Below are 12,991 nucleotides of genomic sequence, written 5' to 3'. Positions count from 1 at the left end.
TCACAGGGGCCGGCAGGTGTCCGGGCGGAAAGTGTAGCCTTGGCGCAGGCCGATACAAAACCTGCAGACAGACAAAGGCCGGGTTTCCCCGGCCTCGGCAACAACCACAGACCTTATTTGCGCTTCATTGACATGAAGAATTCTTCGTTGGTCTTGGTGTCTTTCAGCTTGTCGAGCAAAAATTCGATCGCCGCGCTTTCGTCCATCGGATGCAGCAGCTTGCGCAGAATCCAAATGCGCTGCAGCTCTTCCTCGCTGGTCAGCAATTCTTCGCGACGAGTACCCGAACGGTTGATGTTGATGGCCGGGAATACCCGCTTCTCGGCGATACGGCGATCAAGCTGCAACTCGAGGTTACCAGTACCCTTGAACTCCTCGTAGATCACCTCATCCATCTTGGAGCCGGTTTCGACCAGTGCGGTGGCGATAATAGTCAGCGAACCGCCTTCCTCGATGTTCCGCGCGGCGCCGAAAAAACGCTTGGGCTTTTCCAGGGCATGGGCGTCGACACCGCCGGTCAGCACCTTGCCGGAGCTCGGGATCACGGTGTTATAGGCACGCGCCAGACGGGTGATGGAGTCCAGCAGGATGACCACATCTTTCTTATGCTCGACCAGGCGCTTGGCCTTTTCGATGACCATTTCAGCAACCTGCACGTGGCGGGTCGGTGGCTCATCGAAGGTAGAGGCAACCACTTCGCCACGCACGGTGCGCTGCATTTCGGTCACTTCTTCCGGGCGCTCATCGATCAGCAGGACAATCAGGTGACACTCGGGGTTGTTGCGGGTGATGTTGCTCGCGATGTTCTGCAGCATGATCGTCTTGCCCGCTTTCGGCGGGGCCACGATCAGACCGCGCTGCCCCTTGCCGATAGGAGCACAGAGGTCGATCACACGACCGGTCAGGTCCTCGGTCGAGCCATTTCCGGCTTCCATCGTCAGCCGCTTGTTAGCGAACAACGGGGTCAGGTTCTCGAACAGGATCTTGTTCTTCGCGTTTTCCGGCCGATCGAAGTTGATCGTATCGACCTTGAGCAGCGCGAAATAACGCTCGCCTTCTTTTGGCGGGCGAATCTTGCCGACGATGGTATCGCCGGTGCGCAAATTGAAGCGGCGGATCTGGCTCGGCGAGACGTAGATATCATCCGGGCCGGCGAGGTAAGAAGAATCCGCGGAACGCAAGAAGCCGAAGCCGTCTTGCAGGATCTCCAGCACGCCGTCACCGGAGATTTCCTCACCGCTTTTCGCGTGCTTTTTCAGCAGAGAGAAAATCACGTCCTGCTTGCGCGAACGGGCCATGTTGTCGATGCCCATCTGTTCGGCCATTTCCAGCAGTTCGGTGATGGGCTTTTGCTTAAGTTCGGTCAGATTCATAGAGAGAGATCAGAAGGGATGAAGAAAGCGATTTGCTTGAGAAGCCGCGCAGCAGGAGACGAACAGGTTCGTTGTGCTTTATGAGGCTGAAGTGCGTCGGCGACGGCATGCAGAGGGCGACGGAGAAGCGTCGCAGGGCCGAATTTAGCACCGTGCAGGCGAAGCGTCCACCCTGCAGTGATAAAAAACCCCCGCATTTGCGAGGGTTTTTTTGAGGCGCAACGATGGATCAGATATTGCTGTCCAGAAACGCGGCCAGCTGAGACTTCGACAGAGCGCCTACTTTGGTCGCTTCGACGTTACCGTTCTTGAACAGCATCAACGTTGGAATGCCGCGCACCCCATACTTTGGCGGGGTTTCCTGGTTCTCGTCGATGTTCAGTTTGCAGACTTTGAGCTTGCCTTCGTATTCCTTGGCGATCTCATCGAGCACTGGAGCAATCATCTTGCACGGTCCACACCACTCGGCCCAGTAATCGACCAGAACAGGACCATCGGCCTGGAGCACGTCCTGCTCAAAGCTGCTGTCACTGACATTGTTGATGTATTCGCTCATGGAGTTTCTCCAGGGTCAAAATCAGAAGTGACGCCATCATAGCCCGGCTTGGTGCGGATCGAAAGTCGCAGCCTGTCGCTCGGGCAATAGACCATGGGCGGCACCATGGAATAGACAACGGCAGATGGTGGCCCAGCGCTGCGCGTTGGCGGATGTCGACGATCATGTCAGGATGTCGGGGTTTTGCACAGAGACTGCCCCATGCGCCCAACAGCCGCCGAACCCTTTCCGATGATTGCCGCCCTAGATCTCGGCTCGAACAGCTTCCACATGGTGCTGGCCCGCACTAGTAACGGCGAGATGCGCATCCTCGAGCGGCTCGGCGAAAAGGTCCAGCTGGCCGCCGGCATCGACGAAAACAGACAGCTCGACGACGCTGCCATGCAGCGCGGGCTGGACTGTCTTCGCCGCTTCGCTCAGCTGGTCAACCATCTTCCCCAGGGTGCCGTGCGCGTGGTCGGTACTAATGCCCTTCGGGAGGCGCGGAACCGTGCACAGTTCATTCGCCAGGCCGAGACGATCATCCAGCATCAGGTCGAGGTCATTTCCGGCCGAGAGGAAGCGCGGCTCATCTACCTGGGTGTATCGCATACATTTCCCGCCTCGAGCGGCAAGCGCCTGGTCGTCGACATTGGCGGTGGCAGCACCGAGTTCATCATCGGGGAAGGTTTCGATTCGCTGTTGCGTGAAAGCCTCCAGATGGGCTGCGTGAGCTTTACTCAACGATTTTTCCAAGACGGCAAAATCACTCCGGCTCGTTACGCCCAGGCTTATACCGCGGCCAGATTGGAGCTAATGAGCATCGAGCACGGGCTGCGCCGACTAGGCTGGCAGGATGCAATCGGCGCCTCCGGCACCATCCGCGCCGTCGGCCTGGCGATCAAGAGTGCCGGGCTCAGCAACGGCGAGGTCACCGCTGATGGCATCGGCTGGCTCAAGCGCAAGCTGTTCAAGCTGGGCGATGTAGAAAAGCTCGACATGGACGGCATCAAGCCGGACCGCCGGGGAATCTTCCCCGCGGGACTGGCCATTCTCGAAGCGATCTTCGACGCCCTGGAACTCACCAGCATGGCGCACTCCGAAGGTGCATTGCGTGAAGGCGTGCTTTATGACCTTGTTGGCCGCCATCATCACGAAGATATCCGCGACCGCACCCTGAGCTTTCTCATGGAGCGCTACCACGTCGACACTGAGCAGGCGGCACGGGTAGAAAACAAGGCGCTTGAGGCGTTTGACCAGGTTTCGTCAGACTGGGGGCTGGATGAGGACTGGCTGCGCGAATTGCTTGGCTGGGCCGCCCGCGTACACGAGGTTGGCCTGGATATCGCTCATTATCACTACCACAAGCATGGCGCTTACCTGATCGAGCACTCCGACCTACCCGGCTTCTCGCGTCAGGACCAACAGATGCTGGCGCTGCTGGTTCGCGGCCATCGGCGCAACATACCCAAGCAGAAATTCGAAGAAATGAGCGAGGACGGCGTAAGGCTGACTCGACTCTGTGTGCTGCTGCGCTTCGCGATCCTTTTTCACCACATCCGCGGCCCGCAACAAGCGCCAGCGTTTCAGCTCAAAGCCGGCGACAACAGCCTGGACGTAGCTTTTCCTGATGGCTGGCTGGCCAACAATCCGCTGACGCAGGCGGATTTCGCGCTGGAAGCGGACTGGCTCAAGCGAATCGACTTCACCCTCAGCGTGCGCTGAATCCGGTGGGCGGCGGACGGCGGCGCCCACCGCCCCCCGGCAGGAACCGACGGCGTTATCGCGCAGTCGGGCTACCCAGACGCTCCAGCAAAGCGTTCTGCACACTTCGCGGATTCTGATTACCACTCGGACTGCTACGCAGGTAGCTACCGTCCGGCTGCAGCACCCAGCTCTGGGTGTTGTCGGTCAGGAACCCCTCCAGCTCCTTCTTCACCCGCGTCACCAGCTTCTTGCCCTCGACCGGGAAGCAGGTCTCGACCCGCCGATCCAGGTTGCGCTCCATCCAGTCGGCGCTGGACAGATAGAGCTTTTCGTCACCGCCGTTGAGGAAATAGAACACGCGGCTGTGCTCGAGAAAGCGTCCGATGATTGAGCGCACCTGGATATTATGCGAGACCCCGAGGATCCCGGGGCGCAGACAGCACATGCCGCGCACGATCAGATCGATGCGCACGCCAGTCTGACTGGCCTTGTACAGCGCTCGGATCATTTTCGCGTCGGTCAGCGAGTTGATCTTGAGAATGATGTGCGCAGGCCTGCCTTCGCTGGCGTGCTGTGTCTCCTGGGCGATCATGTCCAACAGCGCCTTTTTCAGCGTGAACGGCGCGTGCAAGAGCTTTTTCATGCGCATGGTCTTGCCCATGCCGATCAACTGGCTGAACAGCTTCGACACGTCTTCGCAGAGCGCGTCATCCGAGGTCAGCAGGCTGTAGTCGGTGTAGAGCCGCGCGTTACCGGCATGGTAGTTGCCCGTACCGAGATGGGCGTAGCGCCGCAGTTCACCATTATCGCGGCGCAGGATCAGCATCATCTTGGCGTGGGTCTTGTAGCCCACCACACCGTAGATCACCACGGCCCCGGCCTGCTGCAAGCGACTGGCCAATTGCAGGTTGGATTCCTCATCGAAGCGCGCCCGCAGCTCAATGACCGCGGTGACCTCTTTGCCGTTACGCGCGGCTTCAACCAGTGCATCGACGATTTCCGAGTTGGCGCCAGAGCGATAGAGCGTCTGTTTGACGGCCAGGACGCAGGGATCCTTCGCCGCCTCGCGCAGCAGGTCGATCACCGGAGTAAAGGATTCGTAGGGGTGCAGCAGCAGGATGTCCTGTTTGCCAACCACGCTGAAGATGTTTTCGCTGTTCTGCAACAGCTTCGGAATTGCGGGCGTGAACGGGGTGTACTGCAGTTCCGGATGGCTCTCCAGCCCTGTGATGCTGAACAACCGGGTCAAGTTGACTGGCCCGTTGACCCGATACAGCTCGCTTTCGCTCAGGCTGAACTGCTTGAGCAAAAAGTCGGCGAGGTGCTTCGGACAGGTATCCACTACCTCCAGCCGCACAGCGTCGCCATAGCGCCGAGAAATCAGCTCTCCGCGCAACGCGCGCGCCAGGTCCTCGACATCCTCGGTATCGACCGACAGGTCCGCATTGCGTGTCAGACGGAACTGGTAGCAGCCCTTCACCTTCATGCCATGGAACAGGTCGTCGGCGTGAGCGTGAATCATCGACGAGAGGAATACATGATTGGCACCAGGCCCGCCGACGTCCTCTGGCACCCGGATAACCCGCGGCAACAACCGCGGCGCCGGAATGATCGCCAACCCGGAATCGCGGCCGAAGGCATCAATCCCTTCAAGCTCGACAATGAAGTTCAGACTCTTGTTGACCAGCAACGGGAAGGGGTGAGTGGGATCCAGCCCGATGGGCGTGATGATCGGTGCGATCTCATCACGGAAATAGCGGCGCACCCATGCCTTGATCTTGGTTGTCCAGTTGCGCCGCCGAATAAAGCGCACCTGATGTTTGACCAGCTCCGGCAGCAACACCTCGTTGAGGATCGAATATTGCCGATTGACCTGCTCGTGGACCAGCTCGGAAATGCGCGCCAGCGCTTGGTGCGGCTGTAGCCCGTCCGCACCGGCCTGCTCACGCGCGAAAGTGACCTGCTTCTTTAGCCCGGCGACGCGAATTTCGAAGAACTCATCCAGGTTGCTGGAAAAAATCAGCAGGAACTTCAGCCGCTCCAGCAGCGGATAGGACTCGTCCAGCGCCTGCTCCAGCACGCGGATATTGAATTGCAGCTGTGATAGCTCACGGTGGATATAGAGGCTGTTGTCATCCAGATTCGGCGGCGGAGCTGGCGCTACTGGCACCTCCTCTGTTTTCTCCGCCTCCGGCGCTGGCGAGATCACTTCCTCGAGGGGCTGCGCCTCGATGGCCGTAGCCTGCAATTCAGTTTCGCTGAGTCCTTGGTTAGTCATCGATCTGCCTCGGCAGGGCTCATCGCCCCTGTTTTAATTGTTGTGCCGCCTGTTTGGCGAAATAAGTAAGGATGCCATCGGCACCGGCGCGCTTGAAGGCGGTCAGCGATTCGAGAATCACGGCGTCACTAAGCCAGCCGTTCTGGATCGCGGCCATGTGCATCGCATATTCGCCACTGACCTGGTAGACGAAGGTCGGCACTCGAAAGGCATCTTTGACCCGCCAAAGAATGTCCAGATAGGGCATGCCCGGCTTGACCATGACCATATCGGCGCCTTCTGAAAGGTCTGCGCCGACTTCGTGCAGCGCCTCGTCACCGTTGGCCGGGTCCATCTGGTAGGTGTTCTTGCTGCCCTTGCCCAGATTCGCAGCCGAGCCCACCGCATCGCGGAACGGTCCGTAGTAGGCGCTGGCGTATTTGGCCGAATAGGCCATGATCCGCACGTTATGGTGATCAGCTACTTCCAGCGCTTCGCGAATCGCCTGAATACGTCCATCCATCATGTCCGATGGCGCGACCACCTGTGCGCCAGCCTCTGCATGAGACAGGGCCTGACGGACCAGCGCATCGACCGTGACATCGTTCTGCACGTAGCCGTTTTCGTCGAGAATGCCGTCCTGACCATGCGTGGTAAAAGGATCCAGCGCAACGTCAGTGATGATGCCGAGCTCTGGGAAGCGCTCGCGCAGCGCACGTGTGGCGCGCTGGGCAATGCCCTCAGGATTCCAGGCCTCTGCCGCATCGAGGGATTTCTTTTCCAGAGGGGTAACCGGGAATAGCGCCAGCGCCGGAATACCCAGCGCGACCAGCTCTGCGGCCTCTTCCAGCAACAGATCGATCGAAAGACGCTCTACACCGGGCATCGACGGCACCTGCTCGCGACGGTTTTCGCCGTCGAGTACAAACACGGGCAGGATCAGATCGTCCACACTCAGCCGATTCTCGCGCACCAGCCGGCGGGAGAAATCATCACGACGATTACGACGCAGCCGAGTAGCGGGAAACAAGCGATTGGCAGGAACGAAACTCACAACAAACTCCCGGCCCGCCTGGCGGGCAATATGACGTTTATAAGCCGACAGCGTGACAAATTGGTGACAGGCCATCAGTGTCGGCTGAAGATGCCCCTCATTGTCGCCACCACGGGCAGGCTCTGCCAGTGCTTTGGACAGTCAATACCCGTAGCGAAGTGCCTGGCCCAGACGCGCCGGCGGTTGAACACCCGTCGCGTTGAGGCATCCAACCATAATCGCGGTGGGCTTACCTTGAGCCTTACCAAGGGCTAGCATCGAAGGCATTGGCCTGGCGCAGTTGCCAGGCTGCTGAATCTGACCAGGAGTATCCTCAATGAATAGAAAGGTCGCCGTGATTCTTTCCGGCTGTGGCGTATACGACGGCTCGGAAATCTACGAGAGCGTGATCACGCTGTTGCGCCTGGACCAGCGTGGCGCCAAGGTTCAGTGCTTTGCACCAGACATCCAGCAAATGCACGTGATCAATCACCTCACTGGCGAGGAAATGACCGAAAGTCGCAACGTGCTAACCGAATCGGCGCGCCTGGCCCGGGGGGAGATCAAGGCGCTGCACGAGGCCAATGTCGAAGAATTCGATGCGCTGATCATCCCAGGCGGTTTCGGCGCGGCCAAAAATCTGTCTGACTTTGCCACCCAGGGCGCCGGCTGTACGGTTCTCCCTGACGTATTGTCATTGGCCAAGGCATTTGCCGAGGCCGGCAAACCGGTCGGCATGATGTGTATTGCGCCGACCATGGCAGCGCAAATCTTCGGCCGCGGCGTGGTCTGCACGCTGGGCAACGACGACGATCCCGCTGCAGCCGCAGCGCGGGAGATGGGCATTGAGCACCAGGCCTGCGAGGTCACCGAGATCGTCGAGGACTCACGGCATAACCTGGTGACGACCCCGGCCTACATGCTGGCACAGTCCATCAGCGAGGCGGCCACGGGCATCTACAAGCTGGTCGACAGGGTACTGGCGCTGACCGGTAAATAGCAGCTCGCCGCCTGCTCGCGACTCCCGCCCGGTGGTGGTGGGAGTTGCGGCACGACCACCGTGGCGATACAGCCAATATCACCGTCGCTCCCGCCGCGCCACTGGTCAATCCCGTCGCCCTCCGGCAGCTTAGTTGGACCTGCCCGAGAGCCTGACGCATGAATCACCCGATCGATACCATCGAAGAACAACAACACGCCGTGCGCCAGCTGTTCGAACGCATTCCGTTCAACGAATACCTGGGCATCGAACTGGACGAAGTGTCCCGCCAGCGCGTGGTGATGCACCTGCCAATGAGACACGAGCTGGTCGGCAACTTCTTCCACGGCATTCTGCATGGCGGGGTAATCGCGTCACTGCTCGATGTCGTGGGTGGCGCCATGGCGATGATCGGAGCCTTCGAAAAGCATCAGCACCTGACGACCGAGGAACGTGCCTTGCGTCTGTCGCGCCTCGGCACCATCGACCTGCGAATCGACTACCTGCGCCCAGGCCGTGGCGAACGCTTTAGTGCCGCGGCAACGCTCTTGCGTTCCGGCAACAAGGTCGCAGTGGTGCGCTCCGAGCTGCACAACGAAGAAGGGGTGTTGATCGCAGTAGGCACCGGCACCTATCTCTGCGGCTGACCGAAAAATTCGACCTGCAACCTATTTGACCGGCTACCGCGGTCAGCTAACGGAGGCCGGTGCGGGAGAGCTGCGTCAACAGACGGTCCAATGCGTTGGCGAAGGCTTGACGGTCTCGGTCGCTGTACGCCGCCTGCCCACCGCCCACCTGGCCCTGCTCACGCAGATCAGTGAACAGATTGCGCACTGCCAGGCGATCGCCCATGTTGCGCTCGTCGAATTCACGCCCGCGCGGATCAAGGGCAGCGACGCCTTTCTTGACCAGGCGATCCGCCAGCGGCACATCGCTGCAAATCACCAGCTCGCCAGGCTGCGCGTGCTCGACCAGATAATCATCTGCGGCGTCCGGCCCGCTCGGGACGACGATCAGACGAACGCAGGCGAAGGCCGGTTTGATCTGGCTCTGACCCGCGACCAGCAAGACCTCGAACTTACGCTTGAGGGCGAACTTGATCAGCTGTTCTTTGGCAGCCTTGGGACAGGCATCAGCGTCAACCCATACCCGAAGCGGTGCAGCCCCCGTCATGCCACTGCCCGCCGCACCGTAGCCAGCAAAGCCGCAGCACCGGCAAACATGGCGGCGAAACTGCGATTGACCAGGCGCTGCTGACGCGGCGTACGCAACAAGCGCAAGACTCGGGACGCCAGCCCGGTGTAACCGGCCATGACGATCAGGTCGACTACCACCATCGTCGCGCCCATATGCAGGTACTGCAGTATCAGGTCACGCTGCGGGTCGAGAAATTGCGGCAGCACCGCGAGGATGAACACGATGGCCTTGGGGTTACTGGCATTGACCAGAAAACCGCGAAACACCAATGCCAAGGGTCGACCGATCGGCCGCGGCGCAGCGCTGTCGTCGAGCATCGAAGGCACCGCCTGCCACTGCTTGAGCGCCAGCCACAGCAGGTAAGCGACGCCGAACCATTTGATCAGACTGAAGGCGAGCGACGAAGTCGCCAGCACCGCACCGACCCCAGCGGCCACTACAGCAATCTGCACTGCCAGCGCGATCTGCAAGCCGATCGCGTTCCAATAACCGCGCCAGAAGCCGTATTGCAATCCGCAGGACATCGAGGCGATCGCCCCTGCTCCCGGCGAAAGGCTGATGACCCAACAGGCAACAAGGAAGGCAAGCCAGGTTTCGAGCGTCATGATTGATCCTCCACGAGGCTGCGCCTGCAGGCGCAGCTTTCAGCATTGCCTTAGTCCGGCAGGTCTTTGCCGAGCTTTACCGGCTCCTTCAGCTTGCGATTCATGGCCTTGCGCATACGAATGTTGATCGCCTCGACCCCAAGCGAGAAGACCATGGCGAAGTACACGTAGCCCTTGGGCACATGCGCACCGAAGGCTTCGGCCACCAACAGGGTGCCGACAACGATCAGGAACGACAGCGCGAGAATTTTAAGCGTTGGATGCTTCTCGATGAAGTCACTGATGGTTCCCGCGGCGAGCATCATCACGCCGACGGCGATGACGATCGCGGCAATCATCACCTGTACGTTATCCACCAGGCCCACTGCGGTGATTACCGAGTCCAGCGAGAAGACGATATCGATCACCGCGATCTGCAGGATGATGCCAACGAAGCCTGCTTTGACCGCACCTCCAGTGGTGCTTTCCGACTCTTCTTCGCCCTCAACGCTGTGCCAGATTTCCATCGTGCTTTTGAACAGCAGGAACAGGCCACCAAAAAACAGGATCAGATCACGCCCGGACACACCGTGCTCGAATACGGTGAACAAGTCATTGGTCAGGCGCATGACCCAGGCGATCGATAGCAACAAGAGAATCCGCGTGCCCATTGCCAGTGCCAGGCCGAAGAAACGCGCCTTGGGTTGCTGCTCTTTTGGCAAGCGTCCAACAAGGATGGAGATGAAGATGATGTTGTCGATACCCAGGACGATTTCCAGGGCGGTCAGGGTCAAGAATGCGACCCATATTTCAGGGCTGCTCAGCCATTCCATGCGTACTACTCTTGTGCGTTGTGATGAGGGGGCTGGATCTCGGTGCCGCGCCAGCGGCGCAATACCTTCTGGAAGAACAAGCTGTTGGGCACCTGAACGATGGCACCCGTTCCGCTATCGGAGGACTCCTCCAGCGTGGTGTACAGCAGGTTTATATCGATCACGCGCCCTTTGACGATCGGCTTGTCGAAGCTTTCCACCAGCTCCACCATGTCGCCCAACCGGAACGGGCCAACGGTCATGATCAGCACGGCGCAAAGCAGGTTGGAGAGCACACTCCAGATTGCAAAGAAGGCCACCGCCGCCACGGCCACGAATCCGGAGAAGGCGGTCCAGATAACCGTTGCGGATACACCGAAGCGCTCGAGCACCATGATCAGCGCGCCACCGATGATCAGCCAGCGGATGCCACCGCGCAGCGGCAGAAGCAATTCAGGCGGCAGCGGATAGCGACTGCCAAGCCGCCCGAGCCCGCGCACCACCAATCGCTGCAGGAGGTAGGCCGCCAGCAGGATCACCAGCACCTGCAACCCGAGCAACAAGGGATCGCGCCACTCCATCAGCAGTCGCTCGTTCATGCACTGCCCTCGAGCTCGCCCTGCAAGGTTTCCAGCGCCTCGAGCGCGCCCAGCCAGGCCTCTTCCAGCTCGCTCTCGCGCACCTTCAGCTCCGCCTGTTTGGCCAGCAGCTCGCGCAGTTCGTCCTTGCGAGCGACCTCATAGAGGGCTGTATCACCGAGGCGCTGCTCCAGATCGGCCAGTTTTTCATGGACTGCGACGAGATCCTTTTCGAGCTTGTCAGCCTGACGTTTTAGCGGCGCGAGTTGCTGTCGCAGCGCAGCCGCCGCCTGACGCAAGGCGCGCTTGTCGGTTTTGTCGCCGGCCTGCTCGGTCGTGCTCGCCGGCTGTTGCCGGGCGCGGTAATCAGCCAGCCAACGGGCATAATCTTCGAGGTCTCCGTCGAACGCTACGACCCGCCCTTCAGCGACCAGCAAGAATTCGTCGGTCGTGCTTTTGAGCAGGTGACGATCGTGCGACACCACCAAGACGGCGCCCTCGAAATCCTGCAGCGCCAGCGTCAGCGCCAGCCGCATTTCAAGATCCAGGTGGTTGGTCGGCTCGTCGAGCAGCAACAGATTGGGCTTGCCCCAGGCGATCAATGCCAGCGCCAGCCTCGCCTTTTCACCGCCCGAGAAATTGAGAACCGGTTCATCGCAGCGGTTACCGCGAAAGTCGAAACCACCAAGGAAATCACGCAGTACCTGTTCACGTTCGCCAGGAGCGATGCGCTGCAGATGCAACAGCGGACTCGCCTTGGCATCCAGAGCATCAAGTTGGTGCTGGGCAAAATAGCCGATCACCAGGTTTTCACCACGCTGCAGACGTCCCGCCAAGGGCTGCAGCTCGTTGGCAAGTGTCTTGATCAGCGTCGACTTTCCTGCGCCGTTGGGGCCGAGCAGGCCAATCCGCGCGCCGGGCACCAGCTGCAGCTTGACCTTGTCCAGCACCTGCTTGTCACCGTAGCCAAGACGCCCCTCGGTTAGATCCAGCAGCGGACTTGACACTCGGTCCGCCTCGCGGAAAGCAAAGTCGAACGGCGAATCGATATGTGCCGGTGCCAACTCCTCGAGCTTTTCCAGCGCCTTGATCCGGCTCTGCGCCTGACGCGCTTTGCTAGCCTTGGCTTTGAAACGCCGAATGAAGTCTTCCATGTGCTCGCGCTGTGCCTGCTGCTTTTCGAACGCCTGCTGCTGCTGCGCCAGGCGCTCGGCGCGGGCCCGTTCGAATGCCGAGTAGCCCCCGCGATAGAGCGTCAGTTTTCGCTGCTCGACGTGCACAACATGACCGACAACCTCGTCGAGGAAGTCGCGATCATGGGAAATCAGCATTAACGTGCCCGGATAGCTCTTGAGCCAGGCCTCTAGCCAGAGGATGGCGTCCAGGTCGAGGTGGTTAGTGGGTTCGTCGAGCAGCAACAGATCAGACGGACACATCAGCGCCTGCGCGAGGTTCAGACGCATCCGCCAGCCGCCGGAAAAGCTGCTCACCGGAAGATCCATCTGCTCGTTGGCAAAGCCCAGGCCAGCCAACAACTTGCGCGCTCGGGCGTCAGCGGTATAGCCGTCGGCATTGTCGAGTTCAGTGTGCAAGCGAGCCAGCGCGCCGCCGTCATGGGCGGCTTCAGCCTCAGTCAACGCCGCCTGAACGCGGCGTAACTCGGTATCGCCGTCCAAGACGTAATCGACCGCCAACCGGTCAAGCGTGTCGACCTCCTGGCGCATGTGCGCGATACGCCAGTCTGGCGGCAACTGACAATCACCTCCGTCGGGAGTGAATTCGCCACGCAGCAAGGCGAACAAGCTGGATTTGCCGGCACCATTGGCGCCGACCAGCCCGACCTTCTGGCCAGGATGGAGGGTCAGCTCGGCGCCTTCCAGCAAACGCTGGGGGCCGCGCTGTAGAGTCAGGTTCTGAAGTCGGATCATAATGGCGG

Annotated in this window: 12 protein-coding genes; 3 read left to right on the top strand and 9 right to left on the bottom strand. The window is 60.1% G+C overall.

Going from position 1 to position 12,991, the window contains the following annotated elements; all coding sequences use genetic code 11:
- Positions 1–113: 113 nt before the first annotated feature.
- Both rho and trxA read right to left on the bottom strand, forming a co-directional pair.
- Positions 114–1,373 carry a transcription termination factor Rho gene (rho, locus tag AAGW23_RS16450; protein WP_045430829.1) on the bottom strand — a complete coding sequence of 420 codons (1,260 nt, stop codon included), beginning with the start codon at positions 1,371–1,373 and terminating at the stop codon, positions 114–116.
- 229 nt (positions 1,374–1,602) lie between these two features.
- Positions 1,603–1,929, bottom strand: a complete 327-nt coding sequence (gene trxA, locus AAGW23_RS16445; RefSeq protein ID WP_019341284.1) for a thioredoxin TrxA — start codon at positions 1,927–1,929, stop codon at positions 1,603–1,605.
- 201 nt (positions 1,930–2,130) lie between these two features.
- Between trxA and ppx the strand changes: the two genes are divergently transcribed.
- Complete coding sequence (gene ppx / locus AAGW23_RS16440) at positions 2,131–3,633, top strand: exopolyphosphatase (RefSeq protein WP_342407419.1); 1,503 nt, start codon at positions 2,131–2,133, stop codon at positions 3,631–3,633.
- Between the two features lie 55 nt (positions 3,634–3,688).
- Here the strand turns inward: ppx and ppk1 are convergent, their stop codons facing one another.
- The gene (ppk1, locus tag AAGW23_RS16435) at positions 3,689–5,893 is read right to left on the bottom strand and encodes a polyphosphate kinase 1 (RefSeq protein WP_342407418.1); all 2,205 of its coding nucleotides are present in this window, start codon (positions 5,891–5,893) and stop codon (positions 3,689–3,691) included.
- A gap of 19 nt (positions 5,894–5,912) precedes the next feature.
- Positions 5,913–6,926 carry a porphobilinogen synthase gene (hemB, locus tag AAGW23_RS16430; RefSeq protein ID WP_342407417.1) on the bottom strand — a complete coding sequence of 338 codons (1,014 nt, stop codon included), beginning with the start codon at positions 6,924–6,926 and terminating at the stop codon, positions 5,913–5,915.
- A gap of 316 nt (positions 6,927–7,242) precedes the next feature.
- Between hemB and elbB the strand changes: the two genes are divergently transcribed.
- Both elbB and AAGW23_RS16420 read left to right on the top strand, forming a co-directional pair.
- Complete coding sequence (gene elbB / locus AAGW23_RS16425) at positions 7,243–7,905, top strand: isoprenoid biosynthesis glyoxalase ElbB (protein ID WP_342407416.1); 663 nt, start codon at positions 7,243–7,245, stop codon at positions 7,903–7,905.
- A 158-nt stretch (positions 7,906–8,063) separates the two neighbouring features.
- Positions 8,064–8,531, top strand: coding sequence for a thioesterase family protein (locus tag AAGW23_RS16420; protein ID WP_342407415.1), 468 nt, complete (start codon positions 8,064–8,066; stop codon positions 8,529–8,531).
- Between the two features lie 46 nt (positions 8,532–8,577).
- Here the strand turns inward: AAGW23_RS16420 and AAGW23_RS16415 are convergent, their stop codons facing one another.
- From AAGW23_RS16415 to AAGW23_RS16395, 5 genes are read right to left on the bottom strand one after another with little or no spacing between them, the layout of a single operon-like run.
- Positions 8,578–9,057 (bottom strand): YaiI/YqxD family protein, encoded by a 480-nt coding sequence (locus AAGW23_RS16415; RefSeq protein WP_342407414.1) that lies wholly within the window; start codon positions 9,055–9,057, stop codon positions 8,578–8,580.
- Complete coding sequence (locus AAGW23_RS16410) at positions 9,054–9,686, bottom strand: LysE family transporter (RefSeq protein ID WP_342407413.1); 633 nt, start codon at positions 9,684–9,686, stop codon at positions 9,054–9,056. Before AAGW23_RS16410 ends, AAGW23_RS16415 begins: the two co-directional genes overlap by 4 nt.
- A 50-nt stretch (positions 9,687–9,736) precedes the next feature.
- Positions 9,737–10,498, bottom strand: coding sequence for a TerC family protein (locus AAGW23_RS16405; protein WP_342407412.1), 762 nt, complete (start codon positions 10,496–10,498; stop codon positions 9,737–9,739).
- Positions 10,499–10,503: 5 nt separating this feature from the next.
- Positions 10,504–11,076: a mechanosensitive ion channel family protein gene (locus AAGW23_RS16400; RefSeq protein WP_342407411.1), complete on the bottom strand. Its 573-nt coding sequence runs from the start codon at positions 11,074–11,076 to the stop codon at positions 10,504–10,506.
- Entirely contained in the window at positions 11,073–12,983 is a 1,911-nt protein-coding gene (locus tag AAGW23_RS16395) for an ATP-binding cassette domain-containing protein (protein WP_342407410.1), read from the bottom strand. The genes AAGW23_RS16400 and AAGW23_RS16395 overlap by 4 nt, the downstream gene beginning before the upstream one ends.
- Between the last annotated feature and the right edge of the window lie 8 nt (positions 12,984–12,991).

Origin of the sequence: Stutzerimonas chloritidismutans (genome assembly GCF_038562055.1) — a bacterium.
Taxonomy (GTDB): Bacteria; Pseudomonadota; Gammaproteobacteria; order Pseudomonadales; family Pseudomonadaceae; genus Stutzerimonas; species Stutzerimonas chloritidismutans_A.
This window is presented reverse-complemented; position numbering and strand designations above follow the sequence as displayed.